Source organism: Aquimarina muelleri DSM 19832, from assembly GCF_000430665.1.
In the GTDB taxonomy this organism is placed as follows: domain Bacteria; phylum Bacteroidota; class Bacteroidia; order Flavobacteriales; family Flavobacteriaceae; genus Aquimarina; species Aquimarina muelleri.
Genome location: NZ_AUML01000030.1, coordinates 18018 through 43133, shown reverse-complemented (window position 1 = coordinate 43133; position 25116 = coordinate 18018). Strand labels below are relative to the sequence as shown.

Below are 25116 nucleotides of genomic sequence, written 5' to 3'. Positions count from 1 at the left end.
CATGCGTAAAATTATTACTTTCTTTATAAAATATCATGTAGCTGTAAATGTGATATTATTAGCTATTCTTGTATTTGGTGTAATAGGAGTTTTTTCTTTAAAATCTTCATTTTTTCCATTAATTGATTCTAAAAACATCAATATAACTATAACGTATCCAGGAGCATCTCCACAAGAGATAGAAGAAGGGATTGTACTTAAAATTGAAGACAACTTAAAAGGGTTGGATGGAGTAGACCGTGTTACTTCTACTTCAAGAGAAAATAGTGGTGTTATAAATGTAGAAATCGAGAAAGGAAAAAATATCGATTTTATGTTACTCGAGATAAAAAATGCTGTAGACCGAGTACCATCTTTTCCTACAGGAATGGAGCCTTTAATAGTAGCAAAGCAAGAAGCAATTCGACCTACTATTAATTTTGCTATAAGTGGCAATGGTATACCTCTTGCAACACTTAAACAAATAGCCCGACAGGTAGAAAATGATCTGCGAGGTATAGACGGTATTTCTCAAATAACAATAAGTGGTTTTCCTGCTGAAGAAATAGAGATTGCAGTAGACGAAAATAATTTATTAGCATTTGATCTTAGCTTTAATGAGGTTGCACAAGCAGTAAGTCGCGCTAATATTTTAACTACAGGGGGAACTATTAAAACCAATACCGAAGAGTATCTTATACGTGCCAATAATCGTTCTTATTATGGTAAAGAGCTCTCTAATCTTATCGTGCGCGCAGATGCTACAGGTCGTATTATACGCCTAAAAGATATTGCAGTAATACGGGATCGTTTTTCAGAAACTCCTAATGCTACTTATTTTAATGGAAATTTAGCAGTAACTGTTGAAATAACCAGTACAAATACAGAAGATCTGATATCTTCAGCAGAAAAAACAAAAAAATATATAGAGGATTTCAATCAAAAATATAATAATGTACAATTAAATGTTATTAGTGATCGATCCATAACACTAGTACAACGTACTCAGCTTCTTACAGAAAATGCTGTAATAGGGATGTTGTTGGTTCTAGTTTTTTTATCCTTATTTTTGAATACCAGACTAGCATTTTGGGTTGCATTTGGACTACCTGTGGCATTTTTAGGGATGTTTATTTTTGCAGGATCTTTTGGAGTGACAATTAATGTACTTTCTCTTTTTGGGATGATTATAGTAATTGGTATTCTTGTAGATGATGGTATAGTAATTGCTGAAAATATCTACCAGCATTCAGAGTTAGGAAAATCTCCTGCTCAAGCAGCGATAGATGGTACTATGGAGGTAATACCTGCCATTATTTCGGCGATTATTACTACAATATTAGCTTTTGGAATCTTTTTATTTTTAGATGGTCGTATAGGAGAGTTTTTTGGAGAAGTCTCTGTAATTGTAATTCTTACTTTGGCGGTGTCTTTGGTAGAGGCTCTGATTATTTTACCAGCACATTTAGCGCATTCTAAAGCGTTACGACGGCAAGAGGATAAACCAAAGACAAGTATAGGGAAACTCTTTGCAAAATTACGGTACATCAATACTTTTGGAGATAATATCATGAGTTGGTTAAGGGATAAAGTGTATAGTCCCGTATTACATTTTTCATTACAAAATAAGTTGTTTACATTTTCAATTTTTGCAGTTTTACTTATTTTAACTATTGGTACAGTGGGAGGAGGTATTGTTAGAACAGCTTTTTTTCCGCAGGTGGCAAGTGATAGAATAGCTATAGATCTTTCTATGCCTAATGGTACAAATGAAAAAGTAACTGATAGTATTATTTCATTGATAGAAGAAAAAGCATGGGAGGTAAATAAGGAATTAACAAAACAATATTTACAAGACCCACTATACCAAGGAAAAAAACTATTTGAAAATGTAATTACAAATTTAGGTCCGGGATCAGCTTCAGCTTCTGTAGTCATTAATTTATTACCAGGAGAAGAGCGTCCGGATAACATATCTTCTGCCTTAGTAACAGATCTTATCAGTGATAAAATGGGAAGAGTTACAGGAGTAGAAAGTTTGGTTTATGGTAGCGGAGGAAACTTTGGAGGAAGACCAGTTTCTGTTTCTTTGTTAGGAAATAATATTGAAGAACTTAAAGCAGCAAAAGTAGAATTAAAAGAATCTTTGATTAATAATGCATTATTAAAAGATGTAACCGATAATGATCCTGCAGGAATTAAAGAAATCCGTATAGAGTTAAAGGAAAATGCATACTTACTTGGCTTAAACTTGCGAGATATAATGGTACAAGTAAGAGCAGGTTTTTTTGGAGTACAGGCACAACGTTTTCAGCGTGGGCAAGATGAAATTAGAGTTTGGGTACGTTATAATCGGGATAATCGTTCTTCTATTTCTAATTTAGATGATATGCGTATAACTACAGGTACAGGACAACGTATACCGCTTAACGAAATAGCAAATTATACTATCGAGAGAGGAGATGTAGCAGTTAATCACTTAGATGGTCGTCGTGAAATACAAATTTCGGCAGATTTAAAAAACGTAGAAACCACTAGTGCAACAGATATATTACAGGAGATTCGAACAGTAATTATGCCAGAGATTTTATCCAAATACCCTACAGTAAGACCTTCATACGAGGGGCAAAATCGCGAAGCCGGTAAGCTTTTAGGGTCTTTGGGACCTGTTGGCCTTACGGTGTTGGCATTGATATATATAACGATTGCATTTACTTTCAGAAGTTATAGTCAGCCACTGCTTTTACTTCTATTAATACCGCTAAGTTTGCCAGCAGTCGCTCTTGGACATTGGATACACGATTTCCCTATTAATATATTATCGATGCTAGGTATTATAGCACTCATAGGTATTATGGTTAATGATGGTTTAGTGTTAATAGGTAAATTTAATAGCAATCTTAGAGAAGGAATGACATTTGATAATGCTTTATATGAAGCAGGTCGTTCCCGTTTTAGAGCAATATTTTTAACTTCACTTACTACAATTGCAGGATTAGCACCATTAATTTTTGAAGAAAGTCGTCAAGCCCAATTTCTTATTCCAATGGCAATATCGATAGCATATGGTATTGGTTTTGCAACTGTGTTAACTTTATTGATGCTACCATTATTCTTGTCATTTAGTAATACAGTAAAAGTACATTCTAAATGGCTAATTACCGGAAACAAAATTACTAAAGAAGAAGTAGAACGTGCTATTAAAGAACAAAAAGAAGAAGATGAAGAACATCATGAATTACAAGTATAATTTTATATTAAAGTTAGGTTTCTTCCTGTTTTTTATTTCGTATAATGTAGCTGCTCAGCAATTAACAAAGCAAGAAGCAATAAGACTTACATTAGAAAATAATTTCGGGATATTAATTGCGACTAATACAATTGAAATTGCTAAAAATAATAAAGGAATTCTTAATTCTGGATATTTACCCACCTTAACAGGTAATGCAAGTGCAAATTATCAATCAGGGACTACTAATACCTCGTTTCAAGGAGCAATAGACCCAAATACAGGGCAACCACGAAACAGTGTCGAGATTAAAGATGCAGAAACACAGCGATTTAATGCAGGGTTAAATCTTAATTACACCCTCTTTGATGGATTAGGTCGTTTTTATAATTTTAAACGCCTTAAAGAGCAATATAATCTTACTGAATTGCAAGCAAGAGAAACTATAGAAAATACGATTTTGCAATTGTTTTCTGTATATTATGAAGTAGCCAGATTATCCGAAAATTTAGAAATTTTAGAAGAAACTCTTCGTATATCGAGAGAACGGGTTTCCAGATCTAATTACCAGTTTGAGTACGGTCAAAACACAAAACTTAATGTATTAAATGCCCAAGTTGATGTTGCTAATGATAGTATCAATTTATTAAATACTCGACAGCAATTGGTAAATACAAAACGAGATTTAAATATAATTTTAAATGAAAATATAGAAAATAATTTTGAAGTAGATACTGTCCTTAAATTTATTCCAAAGATTCAGTTAGAGGAGTATTTAACAAAGTCAACCAAGAATAATGTAACGCTTTTACAAAATGAAAGCGCTTTACAAGTTAGTGATTATGATATTAAAGTAAGCAAATCAGGATATTTACCCTCAGTTGGTTTAACAGGTTCTTATGGTTGGAATGAAAACCGAAACCCAGCTTCTGCATTTTTTCCGGGCAATGTTTCTGATACATATACTTTGTCAGCAGGAATAAATCTTACTTGGAATCTTTTTGATGGAGGGAGTACTATTACCCGAGTTAAGAATGCAAAAATAGCATTGGATAATCAGGAAATTATAAAGAATCAGGTTACTAAAGAAGTAGAAAGAGATATAGCTAATGCATTGGGAGACTATAGAAATAGATTAAATATATATGAAATTCAACAGCAAAATGTAATTACAAGTCAAAACAATTTTGAACGCTCCCAAGAACGTTTTAAACTTGGGCAAATTGCATCTATAGAATTTAGGCAAGCGCAAATTAATTTAATCTTAGCAGAAACAAATAAGAATTCTGCAAAATACGATGCGAAGATTGCAGAATTACAGCTTTTGCAACTCACTGGTCAATTATTAAATATAGAGTTTTAATGCAGCAGATATCACCAAATTATTTTTGTTATTAACTAATAAAGATATAACTATGTTTGAACACTATTTTCAATGCCCATATTGTTGGGAAGAGATATCTATGTTGCTAGATCCTTCTGTAAAATATCAGGCATATGTAGAGGATTGTGAAGTTTGCTGTAATCCTATCGAGCTTCATCCTAGGTTTGAAGAATTAGAGCTACTATCTTTTGAAGCGTCGAGTATCGAACAATGATTATAGAGTGCATACAATCAGTAAATTGTAATAATTTTATTTTTTTTATCTAAAAAAGTATTGTTTTAATTAAAAAGGGTTGTATATTTGCACTCCGATTAGGAAATGAGATATGAAAAAGAAATAATCGGAAGTTCATAAAAATAACATTTACAAATCAGTTTACTGATTTATATAATATACATCGCGGGATAGAGCAGTAGGCAGCTCGTCGGGCTCATAACCCGAAGGTCACTGGTTCGAGTCCAGTTCCCGCTACTAGTAAAGAGAAGGCTTTCGAGAAATCGAGAGCCTTTTTTTATTTTACATAGTACAGAATCGTAGTATTTTCGGTTTGACATTTCTCTTGATTGCAAATGCTATTATTTTGTAGTAAGAAATAGTATTGATGAAATATATTAATGCTTAAACGCATTTTTCATTAATTCCATTTCATTTCTTGGAATACCTAAATCGATTGCCAGTTGTTGCCATTGACCAACATTCTGCTGAATTGTATTGGCTTCTTTTTCTTTTAACCGAAAATAAGGCGCGACTTCTCGTACCAGATCTAAATCCAAAGCATTGTCATTTTCTGAAATATTAAGTTTTAAACCAGTACCGTTCGGGGTTGGATTGATATCATAAGCCGGCGAAAGTATCCAACCTGAATCCATTAACAGAAATCCGTGATTACGAAGGTGGTCATCCGTATTGGAAATACATACATTAAACACAATACGTATCCATAACTTCTTGAGATCATTATCAACATCAGCCCCATTCTGCATTAAAAATTCCACGAGCTCTAAATAACTGACCCCATCTTGATAGTCCGTTCTGTCAGTATATCCCAATAAGGTCATTGCAGAGGCAAAATGGATACGAGTACCATTGCTTCATTATCATCTAAAAAAGCACCATCCTTTGCTGTTTTAAAACGAAGTCCTCCCATTCAGTTATTGTCGTAAACCCCAAGTAGATAATCCGACTCCATTAAAGTTTTGGGGCGTCGATCTTCTTTTCTGGACTTGGTAGCCTCTTTGCGCATCATTAGTACTCGTCCCCATCGATCAGGTGAGGAATCCAGAAAAATACCGAAATTGGATTTCTCATCATTGAGTACTGAGCTCCTTTGAATAATTGTAGGTCTGGATCTATGATCTGGGCATAATCCGATTGTAACCATCCTTTATCATATTCAAAGGAAAATATTTCTTTCCCTCTAGATGGCGTAGCATATAAACTCCCTATTAAGAATGGAGCTTCAATTCCACCCCAATGCGCATATACAAATATTTCTTTTCGTTCCAGTGCCATTATTTCTTGGTGTTTTTTGGGCCGCGTTCCTTTACGGTTAGATCGGCATCTTGTATTTTTCTGCCCAATACATCATCGTCGGCCAAAAGTAATATATCCTTCTCTAACCCTAATACTAACAAAACTTTGAGAATAATACCTAAAGAAATTGAAGGGCTTTCTTTTTCTAGGGAAGAAGTGTGGGACGAGAAATCCCTGCTCGTTCTGAAACCTGATCCATCGTCAGTTTCCTACGTAAGCGTGCTAGCTTAATATTTTCTCCCACTGCTTGTAAAAGCTTCTTATTTTTAGGTAGTAATATAATACTGTTTCTGGACATAACGTTAAATATATTTTACAAAAAAAAACAAAAAAGTAAATAGTATTTTACGTTATATTAAAAAGAAATTATTTTTTATTCATCTTTTTTGCAAATAATTTTCCAAAATTTCTGTGAAGGTTTGTCGCTTATAATTTTTACGGGTTCGTTTATTTCTTCAGCTTCAACCAACCCGCATGCTCTAAATTCCCTTTCCAATGTATCTGAATCATAAAAGAATAGTTCAATATCGTGTTTAGTGAGGTATGTATTGTTGCTTATTTTTTCACCTTTTCCGAATCGGGAATCATTAGTTGAAAGTGATATAAAAATCATAATACCATTTTTTTCAAGTTGATCATAGCAATCCTGAATTAGTTTTTTACGCTCATTTTTATTCAATAAATGAATTAAAGCATAGCAAAAAATCCCGTTATAGTTTTCCTTATCAAAAGGCATATCGGCTATAGATCCGTGATACAGCTTATAGTTGCCTTTCAAATGTTCTTTAGCTAAGTCAATGGCGGTTTTTGAAATCTCTATGCCTGTTACATCAAATCCGCTATCGATAAAAGTTTTTGCATTTCTACCGTATCCAAAACCAGGAATTAGAATTTTATTAATGTTGTTTTTCTGAAATAACGCTTTTACTTCCAAAGTAGCATCTGCAGGTTGCGCCCCCCACATTGTCTGTTTATTTTGAAAATTGGATTCCCAAAATTCTTTCATAATTTTCTGTTGTTTAGTTACATATTTTGTCTTCTAGAATATGGCACTCATATCCATTTTTGTTTATATGGGAAATTAAATTCTGTACATTAATTGTATCCCCCTCAACACGCAAAATGCTATGATCACAAGGATAGTTTACTATGGGTGCCTCTATATCAAAGTCAATCTTTAAATCTGAGAAAGACGCTTTAAGGCTTTTTTTTATCCGATTTCCCAATGTTTTATTTGGAATACTAGTGGTAAATATTTCAATCATTATCTAAATTTTATTAAAAATGTTCTTTGGTCAATTCGGCATTAACCATTGCGCCGGCGAGGTTTCCATTGGCAACAGCACCAGCCACAGAACGCATCATTGTCGAATTGTCCCCACAGGCATAGATACCCTCAATAGTTGTCTGCTGAAATTCATTGACCTTTATATGTCCGTGCTCCGTCAATTCACAGCCTAAAGAAACCGGAATGTCGGAATGTTGGGTAAAGGGAAATCCTGTATACATCGCATCGAAGGCTATTTTTTCTCCATTACTTAGGATCACCTTTTGGAGATGGCCATCCTGATGTTCAATTGCTGAAATTTCAGTTTCGATGATAGCTATTTGATGTAATTCCAGTTTTGCCATTTGATCGGATGTGAAATCAACTCTGCCAGTCGTAAGTATAGTTAAATTATCCGTAAGATTGTTCACTAGTGTAGCTAAGTGAAATGCGCGCTCACCATTCGCCATAATACCTGTTTTCTTATTTTGAACTTCGTAGCCGTGACAATAAGGACAATGGATCATCGAAATTCCCCAACATTCTGCAAAACCGTCGATTTTGGGAATGATATCTTTTACCCCGGTAGCAATAATAAGTTTCTCAGCAGTAACTACATCACCTGATTGCGTGGTAATAGAGAATCCTTTTTTATTTTTTTTCGCTCTCACTGCAAAATCATTAACAAAATCTATTGTCGTGTATTTTAGAACTTGTTCTTTGGCTATTTCCGTTATTTCTAAGGGAGGGACACCATCCTGCGTAATAAAATTATGCGAATGCGGGGTCTGCTGATTACAGGGTTGACCACTATCAATAATCAACACTTTTCGAAGGGAACGTCCTAATGCCATTGCTGCAGAAAGACCAGCATAACTTCCACCAACGATAATTACTTCAAAATTTTTAGTTTTCATTTTTTTAAATTTAAATTGTCTCAAAAGTGAGACATGTTAATGTAAATTTTTTTAAGGTGTTATTGCTTTTATATAGGAAGTCCAGGCGAGCTCTTTGATTTCCTCAAAACTTTTAGTTGTGGTCTCTCTTGCGTTGACCGTACTTTCAATAATTCCGGAATGTAAAACCTGTATCCATTCTGGGGACATTACTGGATTTACCTTACCCTCTTTCTGTAATTCGATGATAATATGTTGGAATTGGTTATAGATATGATCGTAATCCGCACAATTCTTATTTTGATGGGTATGTTTATGATCTTTATTTTGGTGCAGTTTATAAAAAACGGAATATTTTGCTCCGCAATCAATTCCAGCGTAGAGCATCCGTTCTAATTGGATGAGGGCATCATCGCTGCTTTGAATAGCCGATATCATTGCTTTCTTGCAGCTTGATTCTATAGTTTGTTTACAGACCGCTACAAGTTCATTACGATCTTTAAAGTAACGATGTAATGTTCTTCTGGTCACTGCTGCATTATCTGCAACTTTTTGTAATGGGGCCGATAGGTCTTCATTGAAGATATTGATCGCAGATTCTATAATTCGTTTTTTTGTATCGGTCATAAGATAAGGCAAAGATATAAAGATTTCTCAAATTTGTGACATTTGAATTTGTTACAAATATTTTTCAATAAAATATAATTAGCCCAAAAGGCATTATTTTTTTATGAGATTCACTCAGTACATTCCCATCCATTCCGATAAAAGCTGCATTGCGAGCAATGAACTTTCTTGAAAAAGTCTTGGATAACCAAAAATTATTGAATTTAGAGTTGTTCTAAAAAAGGGAAGCCTACACTAGCTTGTTTCTTTTTTAAGATTATATACAACAAAGAAAACTAGAAACTGTGACAATCCTTTGATAGTCTTTTTTTATTCTTTTAAATAAAAACTACATACAATGTGATAATAAATTGATTGTAGCTCCGTTCGGCTCTTTGATAAAAAACCGTTTTACACCCCAAGGTTCAGTCGTTATTGGGTAAACTATTTCAATATTTTGTGCTTTTGCTCGTTCATACCATTGGTCAATATCCGATACTTCCATAGATAAGAAAATCGCTTTATTATCCAGAGGCTTATTTTTATCATTTTGAAAAATTGAGATTTGAGCTTTTGGGTTTTCTTTGGATGCAAAAGTTAAAAGCCATTCCATATCCATCACCAATTTCATATCTAAAAATTTAGTATAAAACTTTTTGCTTACTTCCATATTATTGGAATAAACATTAGGAACAATTCTTAGAATGGATGTTTTCATTTTAGTTTTTTTACTATCTAATTCAATCGCTTGTATAATATAATATTCAAGTATTTCATCTTTATAATCTTTGCTATCACTTATTCTTAAATTTAAAGATTTATTCCCTACACCTTCTAAGAGCTTATATTTGTCTTTAAATTTTTTTCCATCAGTAAATGAAAATGTAATCCCTTTTAGAGTAGGGCTTACCGAAATGATTATTCTATTGTACCTATATACAGGAATTCCATAATACTTCTCAGTTCCTCCTCTCATTTCTTCCTTTAGAAGTGAAAATTTAGCGTTAATCAAGTCCCTAAATTGAGTGAAAATTGGGTGATATTCTTCTTTGATTTTATCTGCTATGAATTGATTGATTGTTTTCATAAGAATGCTAGTTTTTTAAATTAGATTTTTGAAGATAATTAGCAGAAAACCAAATCCATATTGCACAAAATACTATAACAATTCTACCAAGCCAGCCAATAGGGGTTTCAGGTGTAATCATACCATTCGTTTCACTCAAATAAATACCCATTACAGCTATTAAAATAATCTCTAAACCCCATAGAATTGAAGTTAACAGAGTGATGCTTTTTTTATACGTTTTAAGCTTTTCCTGTTTTCTGAATTGAAAAGTAATAAACAATGTCGCCAAAATCATAAAAGCTAATAATCCTGCTGCAGCGTTATGAATTTGGCCATTTATTGTCATGTTTTCAGGTAAATTGCTTACTGGGTCAGTATTAAAAATACCTGCTAAAAAGTTTCCAATAGATGCTATTATTAATAAGACACCTCCAATTTTTGAACCGGTATTTGGCAATTTTTTAATTAGGTATAAACCCAATGATAGAAAACTTATGCCTAATAAAATAAAAGCTATTTTCATTAACCAACCTGCAGTTCCTAATGCATATTCGCTAATGGGTTGCCATATTGGATTTACAGAAGTATTAATGAAATGTAATAGCACTAATAGGACAAAAAATCCAATGGCACCTATTTTTGAAATAGTTAATTTGTTCATTTAATTATTGTTTTGATATTTTGCATAAAGAATAATCTTTTATTCCCTTTTCCCTTTGATATATGCGTACATAGCCATTGCGTGACCATGACCTAACTCAAATTCTTCTTTTAGCCAATTGGTTATTTCGGTAGCCTTAACAGCTAATTCTCCATTCTTGGTAAACCCTTTTTGTTCAGCTAGCGTTTGAAAGTCTTCAGCAATTTTACCTGTTTTATCTTCTATGTTTTTGATGTACGTTTTAAATGACATTTGATTGTTTTTTGAATTTAGTTTATGATAATAAATGTAAGAGACTGCTAATATTCCTAATACAATTAATGGGAAAAATGATTGTGCATTCAAACCCTCTATAGTGAGATGACTTATGGTTGCAAATAAAAAGTTAAACGTAAAACCTGCATACGCCCATTCTTTTATTCGATTTGGTACTTGTGGAATTATGAGTGCTAAAACTCCTAAAACTTTAAAAACAACCAATGCATTTCCAAAATACTCGGGATAACCCAAATGCTTAATTCCTTCTTTCGCTAATTCTGTTTGTGAGGTCAATAAAGGCATTACACCTTCAAATAGAGCTATAATTACTGTCGCTGACCAAAATATAATTTTCTCTTTTTTCATGAGTTCTATTTTATCTGAAAATTTATCATCCAATTGACACCAAATTTATCTGAAAACTCTCCAAAATAAGCTCCAAAAAACATATCTGCCATAGGCATTGTAACGATACCTCCAGATGAAAGTTCATTAAATAAGCGATCTGCTTCTTCTCTTGTTTCAGGTTCAAGGCAAATATGCATGTTGTTGCCTTGAGTTAACGTAAATCCCATTTCTTTTGGAGCATCAGTTCCCATTAAAACATGGCCTCCCAAAGTAGGTAATTCCACATGAAGAATCATTTTTTTGATTTCTTCAGCTATAGGAGGCTGACCTTCTTCGGCAGGAATATCGTCAAATTTTTGAATTCCTTTTCCACTAAATTCAGTTTTAAAAACTGATTTATAAAAATGGAATGCTTCTTCTGTATTACCAGGGAAATTTAAATATGTTGATACTCTTGCCATATTATTAGTTTTATTTTGTTTACGTAATAAAAATTGTGATGCTATGTATTGATCTAAATTTTCAAGTCCTGCTGTAAATCCCTCTTTAAAGCCCATTTTTATAATGGATTCCAAATCTTCAAGAGTTTTAAATTGAAGTTGAATATTTACAATTGTTTCGTTTTCGTTAGGGACAAATTTATTATGCCAATTAACTCTAGGTTTTATATTGTTTATCACGGCATTTTCATCACAAAAGGCATCAATACCCGAAAAACTCTTTAAAGGTTCAATGCTTTCAAAATCGAATAAACACCAATGTTTTTCTCCTTGTGGACTGGTCATACAATAATGCCATTGTCCGCTTTCGGAAAAATCCATTGATTTAGTTTCGTTTTTATAAGGTTTTGGAGCCCACCATTGATCCAGAATTTCAGGAGTAGTCCAAGCTGTCCAAACCAAATCTTTAGGAGCGTTGAATGATCGTTCTATGTTTATTTGCTTGTTGTTTTTGTCAACGGTAAAGTTGAATAGAATTGCCTTGTTCATACTTTTTTGTTTTTAAGGTGATTTAATACATTGTCTAAATTATCGAAACGATTTTCCCAAATTTTTCTGAATTGCTCCAGCCAATTGTCTATTTCTTTCATTTTATCAATTTTAAGTTGATAGTAAATCTCTCGTCCTTGCTGATTCGATTCGACAAGTTCGCACTCGTTTAGTATTTGAATATGTTTTGAAATAGTCGGTCTTGCTGCATCAAAATTAGATGCAATGGTGCCTGCGGTCATCGATTGGGAGGTAAGTAGTACTAAAATTGCCCGTCTTGTTGGATCGGAAATAGCTTGAAAAATATCTCGTCTTAATTTCATTATGAAGTTATTTGACTACAAATATATATGAAGTTATTTAGCTACGCTAATTTTGACGAATAAAATTTCCGGATATTACACATGGATCACTTGAATTTTATCTAATCTGTTTGATATTAATTGAAAGTATTTTGATAAATACTGAAAAGACAATTACTAACCTAAATGAATTGTAGTGCAACGGAAAGGCGTGAAGGATTTCTCTTGCTGTGCGTTACAGGAAGCGGGTGGAGTTAAGTGTCCTAAAGCAGAATGTATTCTACAGGTCGTATTTTCACTCAAAATCCATAAAACTATTCTCTATCGGTTACATCTAAAAATAGTAGTAAGATAAGATGACTCCATTGATGCCCTATTTAATGTAAGTGATATCAAATACCTGTTTTTCTACTGGAATATTATTAGATTTTTTGTTAAGTATATTTGAGTCACTGAATACGGATGATTTGAGTTTGCAATTACTATTCTTTTCTCTTTAAACACATCTTTCTCGTCAGTTTTCTGATATAAGATACTGGTGTTTTTAAGCCTTTTTTCTCTTTAGTTTTTTTGAACTCTAGTATTTTCGTAAATTTTAGTACTAGATATAGATATAAAATTTATACACTGTTTTAAATTCAAAATCTATAAATCATAAAATTTTCTTAAAGCTAAACTTATGTATTAATCTTAAAAACAGCTAGATAGTTTTTTTATATGCTTTTAGAAAAGAAAAATTATTTCATTTGTAATTATATAATGTTAGTAGAAAATATTGTTTATCTAAAGATTCAGCATAAAATTAAGATAAAATTAAGATAAAATTTAGGATTGGTATAGGTAATTATTTTATTTTTGGTAGCATAAATATTCCTTGTGAGGGGAAAAAAGTGAAGTTTTTTTAGTTAATTTTTTCACTTTTTTGAAATTAAAGATTCGGTCTTACCTCACAAGTAAAAACCAGGTCAAGAGCAAATTTTGCTAACTGACCAACCTACGGTATATTTGAACTCTTAAAACCTCAATAATACCTCTTTTATTATATTACCCCCTTTTTTCGTGAGAATTCATTAGAATCAGTTAATTAGAAAAATGCTAATTGACCAGCCTTTGGTGTGTCTAATTATTAAAAGATATACCTATTCTCACAACCTTATTTATCTAAGGTATAACAAAGTTCAAGTTTTTTGCGATTGATCCTTTAATATAAGGATACTTGTCAACAATAAATTGATTTATCCAAAATAATGAATAAACCTATATCCAATCAAGTCGAACTCTCATACCCAGAAGCAGTACTGGAGAGGAAAAGAAAAAATAATGAAAAAAACTGGTATATTTTTTATACATCACCTCGTGCCGAGAAAGTAGTGTATAATGATCTTTTGGCAAAAGAATATGATGCGTTTCTTCCTTTAATGAAAACAATGAAAGTGTGGAAAAATAGACAAAAAAAAATAATCGAAACCCCTATTTTTCCTGGTTATATATTTGTAAATACTATCATAAACGAGATTTATGAGATTTCGAGATTTCCTAAAATAGCGACATGTATTAAATGTGGGGAAAGACCTTCAGTCGTTTCACCGAATGATATCGATTCTATAAAAAAAATGCTTTCACTTGAAAATGAGGTTTCTGTTGAAACAAATTATTATGAAGGGGAGAGTGTAAGAATTATTCATGGACCATTAACTGGACATGAAGGCATTTTGGTAAAACAAAAAGGGAAAGCAAGGTTTGGGATTCAACTTAAAGAAATCCATCAAACAATGTTTATAGATGTTTGTACGACTATTTTACAGAAAATAAATATAGATTAAGTATAGAAAAAATTCTACAAAAAAACTTCCACATTTTCAATAATATCGACTTTGATGTTCAATTTTATTCTTGGCTTTTATCTCTAAAAATATTTTTAGAGATAAAAAGTTAAAAAATTCTATGACTGAGAGTGAACTAATATTGATAGATGTTTACAAAGTACGTGGATTAATAATCCGTAACAGATTGTGTTAAAAAAAATCTTAATAAAATATTTAACCACTTAGGTTACCTATCTATGGTTGTGACTGAGAAAATGACAGATAAAGAAAAAATATTAGAATCAACAGAGTATTATCTTCAATCTCTGATATCTGAGGTTGCTCAAATATCAATTGAAGATAATAATATATCAACTCCATTTCAAGAACTTGGGATTGATTCATTTCGGGTATTACAAGTTATCAAGAAATTAGAAGAAGAATTTGGGACTTTGCCAAAGACCTTACTTTTTGAGAACTTCAATATTGGTGATTTAAGTAATTACTTTGTTAATAAGCATGAACAGGTGCTTATTGATAAATTCGCGAAAGTAGAACAAGCAGTGTCTACAGTAGTTAATTCTGTTAAGGAAGATCTCATAAACTTGAAGGAAGAAGTACTGGAAATAGTTAAGAGCGAGAAGCAAAGTATTTTAAAAGAGACCCCTATTCTTATATTAGAACAAGAAGCTAATAAAGACTCTGAACTACAGGTTCTTATAAAAAAAATCTTCAATCAATATAAAAACGAAGGATCTTCTTCGAGAGGAACAAGAAACATAGCTCCAAATCTTTTTATTGGTAGTAAAAAACAAGGGTATTTTAATTACAGTCGAAGTAAAAATATCATATTAGTATATAGCTATACTGGTCCCAAAGATTACCTGCCAGTAATTTCAGAAGAAATGTATCATTACTGTGTGAGTAACAATTTTGAGCTAAATTTCTTCACATCAGAAGAGTTTGGGTCTATAGCAGGTGTTCCATTTTCAGCTACTCCTTTTGGTATTTTATCAAGGGTAGATATAAAAAACTTCACTCTTCAAGGAAGCAAGATGCGCCGTTTGCGGTATTTGGTTTCAAAGTTTGAAAGAACAGGGAAATGTAGAACCGAAGAATATCATAATGGTTCTGATAAAGAAATAGATAAAAGTATAGCTTCTATTATCGATAAATGGTGTGAGCCAAGAACAATGGTTAACCCACTTATTTATATGGTTAAAGAGGAAATTCTGACAGGTAATTTAAGCTCAGAACATCGACTTTTTTTAACATATTTGGATGATGTATTACAGAATGTAATCCTTATTTCAAAATTATCCTTAGAGGAGAATGGATATTTGATGGATTTAGAGTTCTATCCACAGGATATGCCTTTAGGGGGATTAGAATATGGAATTGTAAAAATCATCGATATTTTGGTAGCCGAGGGATATTCCATTTTAAGCTTAGGAGGTACTTATGGTTGTAAAATAGCCTCTTCCTCAAATGCAGATCCAGAATTAGAAAAAACTCTGGATTATTTACGAGAGAAGAATATCTTTAATGATGAAGGAAATTTACAGTTCAAAAATAAATTTAGGCCTGAACACAATACCGTGTTTCTTTCAAGGCCAATAGGAAGTAATTCGGATAACGTGACAGATATTATCATGATGATTGCTGATCCAGTAAAAATGCAAACATCAGATGAAGAAAATCATAATTTCAATAAATTAGAAAAGCAAGGAGATCTAACAGAAGTAAAAACTGAAATACAGGGTGTATCAAATGAAAATAAAGAGTTTAATCAGGTTCATGAAAATTTGGATGAGACAAAACATAGAATAGTAATAGAAGGAGAGGAACGATCCGCCATATTATTTGATTATGGATATAACCCTCTAAATATTCCAAATAACAAGGTTACGCTTGATCTTAAAACCGATTCTTGGGCACAGTTAGATTTACCTGCCATTCAAAACCAATTAAATTTTCTTTATACACAACTCCAGCAACCGATAAATGTCGATGAGAGTTTAAGAAGTGTTTTCCCTTTTTCTTATTTCGCATTAACCAATGCAGGTCGTACTACAGAGTATGCTTTTTGTAAATCATGGTCTAAAAAAGGAATAGTACTTCAGAATCTCCTTTTTCCCACTACAATTTTTCATCAAATTGAAAATAGTTTTACTCCAAAAGAGTTGCCTCACCCTAAAGTATTCAAGTTAGATTCAGAAGAACTATATAAAGGAAATTTAAATTGGGAAGCATTTACAACTAGAGTAAAAGAAGATCCAAAGTCGATAACTTTTGTTTTAATCGAGGTTAGTAACAATGCGGCAGGTGGAGCCCCTGTGTCTATGCAACATCTTAAAGATGTAAAAAAGTTGCTTTCAGAACATAATATCCCTCTTGTATTAGATACTACCAGAATTGTAGAAAATGCATTATTCATAGTGGAACATGATAAAGAATTTTCTAAAAAAAATGTTTGGGATGTAATAAAGGAAATAGTTTCTCATGCAGATGCAATAATCGCAAGTTTAGCCAAAGATTTTGGCGTAAACAAAGGAGGATTGATCGCAACTAATGATGTGGAGCTTTTTAATAAAATCCAGGACCTGATTTTGGAAGAAGGAATCGGACTGGATGTTATGGATAAAAAAATCATAGCACTTTCTTTCCATAATAAAAATAAGATAGAAACCTCAGTACGAAATAGAGTACAATCTGTGCATACGATTTGGAGTGCATTAAAACAACATGGTATTCCAGTTGTATATCCAGCAGTAGGGCACTGTGTATTAATTGATGTTAAACAAATTATTGAATTTAAGTCTTTTGAATATCCGGTTTCCTCTTTTGTTTCTTGGTTATATTTAAATACAGGGATTCGTGCAGGAGCCCATAATGTAGGAATGCAGAAAGGCACAGCAATCAATGACCTAGTGCGTCTTGCTATCCCTGTTGGCATAAAACAAAAACAAGTAAAGGAAATAACAGATAGATTAATCGAAGCCTTCAAGAAAAAAATAAATATACCTGAAATTTTGCTGGATAGTAATTCATCTGAAGCGTTTGGAAATATTCACTCTAATTTCAAACTTAAAAAATATCACAATATTTCAGGACAAGTAGTTTCTAAATCATTTGATTCGGATTCTTCTACAAAATCAAAGAATATTGAAAAATCTGATTTGGTTAATCCGGATAATGAAGTCAAAGAAACAACGATAAGCAATAAAGCACAAAACGATAAGCGCCACGAAACAGGAGATATTGCTATAGTGGGTATCGCTGGACGCTATCCCAAGGCGAAAAACATGAGTGAATTTTGGGATAATCTTATGCAAGGAAAGGATTGTATTGAAGATATACCAGATACCCGTTTTGACCAGCGCCTTCATAATAAATTTTCAGAAAGATATCGTGGAGGATTCATAGACGACGTAGACAAATTTGATTCCTTATTTTTTAATATCTCTCCAAGAGAGGCCGAATATCTAGATCCTCAGGAAAGGCTTTTCCTTGAAGTAGCTTGGGAAGCTATTGAAGATGCTGGATATTATCCAGAAACATTGGCAGAAGATGATGAGCCTCGAAATATAGGGGTGTATGTAGGAGCTGTATGGACACTTTATCAATTACTTGGTACAGAGGAAAAACTTAAAGGTAATTATGTAAGTCCAAGTTCTCATTTATGGGGTATTGCCAACAGAGTGTCGTATGCTTTTAACCTTTCAGGACCGAGTTTACCTATAGATACAGCCTGTTCCTCAAGCTTAAGTGCATTATATCTGGCTTGTGAGGCAATTTATAAAGGAGAATGTTCTAGTGCAATTGTAGGAGGAGTTAACCTTGATGTACATCAAAGTAAAATAGATATAAATAGAAGTGGAGGAGCACTTTCTGCAGATGGTGTGTGCCGTACTTTTGGAAAAGATGCCAATGGATATGTAGCTGGTGAAGGTGTAGGTGCGGTTTTTATTAAGCCACTCGATAAAGCAATAGAAAATGGAGATAACGTTTATGGAGTAATTAAAGGTGTTGCTATTAACCATGGTGGAAAAACCAGTGGATTTATGGTGCCTAGCCCAAAATCACAAGCAAAAGTAATAGCTTCAGCTCTTGAAAATGCTAAAGTTGATGCTCGAAGCATTGGTTATATAGAAGCACACGGAACAGGAACAGAACTAGGTGATCCTATCGAGATTTCTGGACTAACTACTGCTTTTGAAAAGTATAATGTGGATAAACAAGAATGCTCCATTGGTTCAGTAAAAACCAATATAGGGCACCTTGAAGCAGCAGCAGGGATAGTAGGACTTCATAAGGTACTTCTACAGATGAAACACAGAACACTTGTTCCATCTCTACATTCTTCAGAGTTAAATCTTTTTATTGATTTTAAAAATTCCCCTTTCTATGTAGAGCAAGCTGTTCAAGAATGGAAACCTAAGATAGTTGATGGTGTTCAATACCCACTTCGTGCTGGAATTAGTTCCTTTGGAGCGGGTGGAGCTAACGCACATGTTATTATTGAAGAATACAGAGCTCCCGTATTACAACAAAAAGAATCACCTTCGATATTTAAAGACCAAATCTTTCCTCTTTCAGCCAGAAAAGAAGACCAACTCCGAGAAACTGCAATTCGTTTGCAAGCATTTCTTCAAAAAAATGTATCCGAAAAGACACCTCTTAATATAAAAAACATTGCACATACTCTGCGAATCGGAAGGAAATCTTTTGATCATCGCTTGGTAATTTTTGCAAAAACAAAAGAAGAATTACTTCAAAAATTAACCTTATTTATTGAAGGAAAAAAAGATGATGCCTTGCTTACTGGTGAAGTAAAAAACAGTGAAGGTATTACTCGTTTGTTAAGCCGTAGGCAGAAGGAAGAGTTTATTAAAATACTCTCAAAGAGTGGTGATTTACGTAAGCTAGCTCAATTATGGAGTGATGGACTTCTTGCAGATTGGCAAGGTATACAAACCTTAGAAACAGGAGTGAAAGTTTCTTTACCTACTTATCCTTTTGCGGATAAACGCCATTGGATTTCTGAAGATTCAGAATCTATTAATGTTTCTTTACAAACCACTTCGGTACTTCACCCATTGATTGATTCCAACGAATCTACATTCGAACGGCAGGTTTTCAAGAAAACTTTTCATGATAAAGATTTCTTTATTTATGACCATTTAGTATCCGAAATTCCAACTTTACCTGGTGTTGCCTATTTAGATTTTGCACGAAAAGCAGGCGAACTTGCAGCTGGAAGAAAAGTACAAAAAATTAAAAATATTCTTTGGCTAAGTCCTTTAACGGTGGTGAATTCAGTTCCTAAAGAAGTATTTATTGAACTGAAACCTAATGGAGAATCCGTGCAATTTGAGGTTTTTAGTGAAGAAGCAAATGATACAAAACAAGTTTATTCGCAAGGAAAACTTTTTTATGCAACTGATCAAGAACTATCTCTAGAACCTGAATATATTGATTTTAAAGAAATTAAATCAAGGTGCTCAAAAATAACTGAAGGAAAAGAAGCGTATCCGTTATTTAGATCATTGGGGTTAGATTTAGGACCGAGTTTTCAGGTACTTCAAGATATTTATAAAAATGAGGATGAAATATTAGGAGAGTTACTTATTCCAGAAGCTAGAAATAATGATTTTAAGGATTACTTACTCCATCCTTCCCTTATTGATGGTTCTTTTCAAGCAGGTATGGCAGCACAATTGGGGGCGCAAACTGGTGAAATGTTTGTGCCATATTCTATTGGAGAAGTAGAAGTCTTACAACCATTAAAGCAAAAATGTTTTAGCTACGTTAAAAAGGTAAATGAACCTAATTCTAAAGTTTCTAAGGTAAATGTCTTTATTGTAGATGAGGACGGAATGATCTTAATAAAAATTAAAGAATCTATCGGGGTTCCTCTTGTTAGTGTTCATGAAAAACCAGATAAAGCGGAAGAAGAAGAATATTCAAAGCTTTATTATTCTCACGAATGGCAGGAATCTTCTTTAGAACAAAAACAAATACAGCAAGATAATCTAGGCTCTATTTTACTTTTTGGTTCTGATGACAAACTTTGTAATACTTATAAAGATCGTTTTAAAGAATCTGATACAATTATATTGGTGCAATCAGGAGATACTTATGAAGAATGCGGAAATCAGATATATAAGGTAAACCCAAAAAGCCAAGACGATTTTAAAAAGCTTTTTGAAACTCTAGATAAAGAAGTTATAAAGAAAATATGTTTTGCATGGCCAATAGATCCTTCTTTAGAAGATGGAAGTGAATATAAAGAAGATTTTTTAAATAAATCGTTAGACAAAGGAGTTTATTCTTTCCTTACTCTTTGTCAATCTTTAATAGAACAAAAGCAAGACAATATTCAGCTTTTATATTTGTATTTAGGACAAAAAGATACTAGGCAGCCACATAATGATGCTATTAATGGGTTTATAAAAACCCTTTTATTAGAGCAACCTAAATTACACTGTAAAGCGCTAGAGATTCAGCAGTCAAAAAAATCTTATGATAAGATTTTAGATATAGTTTTGGCGGAGTTTGATTCTGGTATTCAAGGGGCAACGACTATTCGTTATGAGGAGCAAGAACGTTATATCAGGAAAGTAAAAGAATTTTCTTTAAAAGAGGATAGTACTAGCTCTAATCAAGGTTTAGGATTAAAGGAAAAAGGTGTTTATATTATTACAGGAGGAGCAGGAGGATTAGGGCTTATTTTTGCAGAATATTTAGCGATTCAATGCAAAGCAAGGTTAGTACTTACAGGTCGTTCCAAACTCTCTGAGGAACGTCAAATTAAGTTAGATCAATTAAAAGAAAAAGGTGCTGAGGTAGTTTACATCTCAGCAGATGTTTCTAAATATACAGAAGTTAAGAGTCTGATTAAAAAGACTAAAACGAAATTTGGAGAGATTAATGGCATTATTCATAGTGCAGGTGTTTTAAGAGACTCATACATCAGGAACAAAACTCGTGAAGAGATGGAAGCAGTTTTTGCTCCTAAGGTATATGGAACTCATTATTTAGATGAAGCCACCAAAAATGAAAACCTTGATTTTTTTGTCATGTTTTCTTCTCTTGCAGCTGTTGGTGGAAATGCAGGTCAGTGCGATTATTCATTTGCAAACCATTTTATGGATTCATTTGCAGGCAATCGCAAATTCTTAAAACAGAAAGGAAAACGTTCTGGGGTAACATTAAGTTTAAATTGGTCCTTATGGGCTGAAGGAGGAATGAAACTAGATGAGCAAACAGAAATCTTTTTCAAAAAGAATTTAGGAATAAAGCCTTTGAGTACTGAAACTGGTTTAGAAGCATTTGAGAAAGGTCTTCATACCAGAAAAACTCAGTTTATAGTATTAGAAGGGGTACAGGATAAAATAGAAAAAACTTGGGGTATTAAGGAGAAAGAAATTCCTGAATCAGTATCCATTGTCGATTCAACGTCTTCTAACTCTGATTCACAGATTGATCAACAATCTGACAAGGAGTTGTTCACTATGGTTCGGGATGTGTTGTCGGATATTGTTATGGAACTTTTAAAAATAGATCCCGACGACATTTCATATGATAAAATATTACTAGATCTAGGATTTGATTCTATAGGTTTAACCACTTATGCCAACAGAATCAATGAACATTATAAGTTAGATGTAACTCCAGTGCTTTTCTTCGAATACCCTTCAATCAAGGAAATAGCACTATTCCTTTCTAGAGAACATAAAAATGAAGTATCAGGTATTCATAATATATCAGGAGCTTCTGTTGCATCTGATACAGTAGCAGTGGAGTCCTCACCATCTGGAAATGATGAAAAAGTTGTATTTGGCATCAATAAAGGATGGAATAGCAGTACATGGGATCAACAGTCAAAAACTCTATCTTCAGGAAAAGAGTTATCCGCAGAAAATAGGTTTATCGATCAACCAATCGCTATAGTTGGTATGAGTGGTGTTATGCCAGAATCAAAAGATCTGGAAAAATTCTGGGAGAACCTAGAAAATGAAAGAAATATGATAACGGTAATTCCTAAGGATCGATGGAATTGGGAAGATTATGATGGAGATCCTTTTAAAGAAGAGAATAAGACCAATTCTAAATGGGGAGGCTTCATGAAAGATGTGGATAAGTTTGATCCATTGTTTTTTGGGATATCTCCAAGAGAGGCAGAGATGATGGATCCGCAACAAAGGATTTTTTTAGAAACTGTGTGGAAAGCCATTGAGGATTCAGGACATAAAGTATCGGATCTGTCGGGTACAAAAACAGGATTATTTGTTGGAGTTGCAACTAGAGACTATGCAGATTCATTAGTAGATAATGAAATTCCACTTGATGGATATACAGCTTCAGGAAATTCTCACTCTGTATTAGTAAACCGCGTTTCTTTCTTACTTAACCTACGTGGACCTAGTGCACCGCTTGATACTGCTTGTTCTAGTTCTTTGATAGCGATTCATCGAGCAATAGAATCAATACATACCGGAAGTAGTGATATGGCTATAGTAGGTGGAGTACAATTAATGCTTACTCCAGCAGCTTATATATCATTTGGGATGGCAGGTATGTTAAGTGGAGATGGTAAATGTAAAACCTTTGATAAAAGTGCAAATGGATATGTAAGAGGAGAAGGTTCAGGGGCTATATTTCTTAAACCTTTGGATAAAGCAGAAGCAGACAGAGATCATATCTATGCTGTTATTAAGGCAACTACAGAAAACCATGGAGGAAAAGTAACTATGCTTACAGCTCCTAACCCTGTCGCACAAACAGATTTATTGGTTGAAGCTTATGAAAAGGCTCAGATAGATCCATCAACCGTAGGGTATATTGAATGTCATGGTACTGGTACTAGTTTAGGAGATCCAATCGAGATTCAGGCTCTTAATAAAACGTTTTCTAAATTATATAAGAGACATAATAAAATTCCTTCAGAAATTCCTCATTGTGGTTTATCTTCAGTAAAGACCAATATAGGTCACTTAGAGACAGCTGCAGGAATTGCAGGTGTTCTTAAGGTCTTATTATCCCTAAAACATAAAAAAATACCAGGGACACTTCATTTTGAAGAACTCAATCCCTATATCAATCTTAAAGGAAGTTCACTTTATATTGTAGATAAAACAAAAGAATGGGATGCCATAAAAGATGATCAGGGTAATCTTCTTCCAAGAAGAGCAGGAGTAAGTTCCTTTGGCTTTGGAGGAGCTAATTCACATATTGTTTTAGAGGAATATATCCCAAAAGAAAATCAAGTTAATGTTACATCAAAGGAGCCTCAGATAATAGTACTTTCAGCAAAAACGGAAGATAGGCTTAAAGCATATGCTCAATTATTACTAGAGCATTTAGAAAAACATGAAGACGACTTTACAGATCTTGTTTTTACTCTTCAGGTAGGAAGAGATGAGATGACTGAACGTTTAGGACTAGTTGTAAATTCGAAGGAAGAGCTGAAAGAGAAACTTTTTGTTTATCTGAATGATGAAGAAAATATAAAAATTAAAGATGTATTTTATGGAAGAGTTACACAAAAAAGTAGCTCGAATTTTATAGATTCAGAAGAAAATAATGATACTCCAGAAGTATTTGTGAAAAAATGCTTTGCCAATAAAAACTACATCAAACTAGCCGAAGCTTGGGTAAAAGGTGTTGAAATTGATTGGACTCAATTATACAAACAGATTAATCCTAGGCGTATTAGTTTGCCTACCTACCCTTTTGCGCGTGAGAGATACTGGTTTAATCTATCTGATAGCGAAAAAACAAAACATGAAGCAGAGTTTGAAAAGCTCCATCCATTGTTACACTACAATTCTTCGATATTGAGCCAACAAAGCTATACTTCAAATTTTAGCGGGAAAGAATTTTTTATCGCAGACCATAAAATACAAGGTCAAAATGTAATGTCATACTCCGCGTATTTAGAAATGGCTCGTATTGCTGTAGAAAAATCTATGCCAGATCTTAACAGATCAATGTTCATGGAATTTCATCATACTACATGGAGTAGTTTATTTACAGTTTCAGAGAACAAACAAGTTAATATAGCTCTTTTCGAAAATAATAATGAAGGAATTGATTATGAGATTTATAGTGCAGAAGAGGGAGAAGAAAGAATTCATTGTAGTGGTCGGGTAGTATATAAAGACAATTTGGCTCCTGCCAAACTAGATATAGTACAACTCAAAACCCATTTTGAAGTAGATCCGATCGATGTAGAACGTCTTTATTACACTTTAGAACAAATGGAGATCAGTTATGGTTCTTCTTTAAAAAGTATAAAGACAATTTATAAAGGAAATGATCAAATGCTGGCTCAGTTAAGCTTGTCGGAGCTTGTAGTAGACAGTTATAAAAGCTACACCCTACATCCAAGTATTATGGAGAGTACTCTACAAGTAGTAATAGGTTTGTTAACAGGTTTGGATACGCAAGTTAATAAACCTTTACGACCACTTGAAATAGGATCTTTACAATTGCTTTCTCCTTGTCATAAAGAAATGTACGTATGGGTACGCTATTCAAAAGGAAGTAAAGCGGGAGATAGGATGCTTAAAACGGATATTGATTTAACTGATGAAAAGGGTAGAGTATGTATTAAAATTAAATCTCTGACATTTGAAAACACTCTAAATAATCAGATAGTTAAAGACTTTGGAATGTTACTAAATACTATGTATGAACAAAATTCGAACAGGATAGAATATGCTGATGTAGAGAATTCCGAAGTTAGTTTTGATGAATTATTAAAAGATATATACTAAACCAA

General features: G+C 33.2%; 15 protein-coding genes and 1 tRNA gene. 6 read left to right on the top strand and 10 right to left on the bottom strand.

The features are described 5' to 3' along the window. Position 1 precedes the first annotated feature (1 nt). The 4 genes from H527_RS22090 to H527_RS0112840 all read left to right on the top strand — a co-directional run bounded on the left by H527_RS22090 (position 2) and on the right by H527_RS0112840 (position 5064). Positions 2–3229 (top strand): efflux RND transporter permease subunit, encoded by a 3228-nt coding sequence (locus H527_RS22090; protein ID WP_035088128.1) that lies wholly within the window; start codon positions 2–4, stop codon positions 3227–3229. Beyond that, positions 3201–4571, top strand: a complete 1371-nt coding sequence (locus tag H527_RS0112850; protein ID WP_229809281.1) for a TolC family protein — start codon at positions 3201–3203, stop codon at positions 4569–4571. Before H527_RS22090 ends, H527_RS0112850 begins: the two co-directional genes overlap by 29 nt. A 52-nt stretch (positions 4572–4623) precedes the next feature. Beyond that, positions 4624–4806, top strand: a complete 183-nt coding sequence (locus H527_RS0112845) for a CPXCG motif-containing cysteine-rich protein (protein WP_027413089.1) — start codon at positions 4624–4626, stop codon at positions 4804–4806. 185 nt (positions 4807–4991) lie between these two features. Continuing rightward, positions 4992–5064, top strand: a tRNA-Met gene (locus H527_RS0112840). A gap of 140 nt (positions 5065–5204) precedes the next feature. Here the strand turns inward: H527_RS0112840 and H527_RS24815 are convergent. The 10 genes from H527_RS24815 to H527_RS0112785 all read right to left on the bottom strand — a co-directional run bounded on the left by H527_RS24815 (position 5205) and on the right by H527_RS0112785 (position 12543). Beyond that, positions 5205–5651, bottom strand: coding sequence for a type II toxin-antitoxin system HipA family toxin (locus tag H527_RS24815; RefSeq protein ID WP_323670655.1), 447 nt, complete (start codon positions 5649–5651; stop codon positions 5205–5207). A 187-nt stretch (positions 5652–5838) separates the two neighbouring features. After that, the gene (locus tag H527_RS24810) at positions 5839–6105 is read right to left on the bottom strand and encodes a hypothetical protein (RefSeq protein ID WP_308427908.1); all 267 of its coding nucleotides are present in this window, start codon (positions 6103–6105) and stop codon (positions 5839–5841) included. 394 nt (positions 6106–6499) lie between these two features. Continuing rightward, the gene (locus H527_RS0112825; RefSeq protein ID WP_027413088.1) at positions 6500–7132 is read right to left on the bottom strand and encodes a class I SAM-dependent methyltransferase; all 633 of its coding nucleotides are present in this window, start codon (positions 7130–7132) and stop codon (positions 6500–6502) included. Between the two features lie 272 nt (positions 7133–7404). Next, positions 7405–8310, bottom strand: coding sequence for an NAD(P)/FAD-dependent oxidoreductase (locus H527_RS0112815; RefSeq protein ID WP_027413086.1), 906 nt, complete (start codon positions 8308–8310; stop codon positions 7405–7407). 51 nt (positions 8311–8361) lie between these two features. Beyond that, positions 8362–8916: a TetR/AcrR family transcriptional regulator gene (locus H527_RS0112810; RefSeq protein WP_027413085.1), complete on the bottom strand. Its 555-nt coding sequence runs from the start codon at positions 8914–8916 to the stop codon at positions 8362–8364. Between the two features lie 328 nt (positions 8917–9244). Beyond that, positions 9245–9982, bottom strand: a complete 738-nt coding sequence (locus H527_RS24615) for a VOC family protein (RefSeq protein ID WP_229809282.1) — start codon at positions 9980–9982, stop codon at positions 9245–9247. 7 nt (positions 9983–9989) lie between these two features. Further along, entirely contained in the window at positions 9990–10625 is a 636-nt protein-coding gene (locus tag H527_RS0112800) for a DUF998 domain-containing protein (RefSeq protein WP_027413083.1), read from the bottom strand. A 39-nt stretch (positions 10626–10664) separates the two neighbouring features. Next, the gene (locus H527_RS24610) at positions 10665–11249 is read right to left on the bottom strand and encodes a DUF4287 domain-containing protein (protein ID WP_081414607.1); all 585 of its coding nucleotides are present in this window, start codon (positions 11247–11249) and stop codon (positions 10665–10667) included. A gap of 5 nt (positions 11250–11254) precedes the next feature. Then, positions 11255–12220 carry an SRPBCC domain-containing protein gene (locus tag H527_RS24775; RefSeq protein WP_027413082.1) on the bottom strand — a complete coding sequence of 322 codons (966 nt, stop codon included), beginning with the start codon at positions 12218–12220 and terminating at the stop codon, positions 11255–11257. After that, positions 12217–12543, bottom strand: a complete 327-nt coding sequence (locus tag H527_RS0112785; RefSeq protein ID WP_027413081.1) for a metalloregulator ArsR/SmtB family transcription factor — start codon at positions 12541–12543, stop codon at positions 12217–12219. The genes H527_RS24775 and H527_RS0112785 overlap by 4 nt, the downstream gene beginning before the upstream one ends. A 1226-nt stretch (positions 12544–13769) precedes the next feature. Here H527_RS0112785 and H527_RS22070 point away from each other — a divergent pair. Beyond that, complete coding sequence (locus H527_RS22070) at positions 13770–14345, top strand: UpxY family transcription antiterminator (RefSeq protein WP_081414606.1); 576 nt, start codon at positions 13770–13772, stop codon at positions 14343–14345. A 257-nt stretch (positions 14346–14602) separates the two neighbouring features. Next, positions 14603–25111, top strand: a complete 10509-nt coding sequence (locus H527_RS0112775; protein ID WP_162143820.1) for an SDR family NAD(P)-dependent oxidoreductase — start codon at positions 14603–14605, stop codon at positions 25109–25111. Positions 25112–25116: the final 5 nt, after the last annotated feature.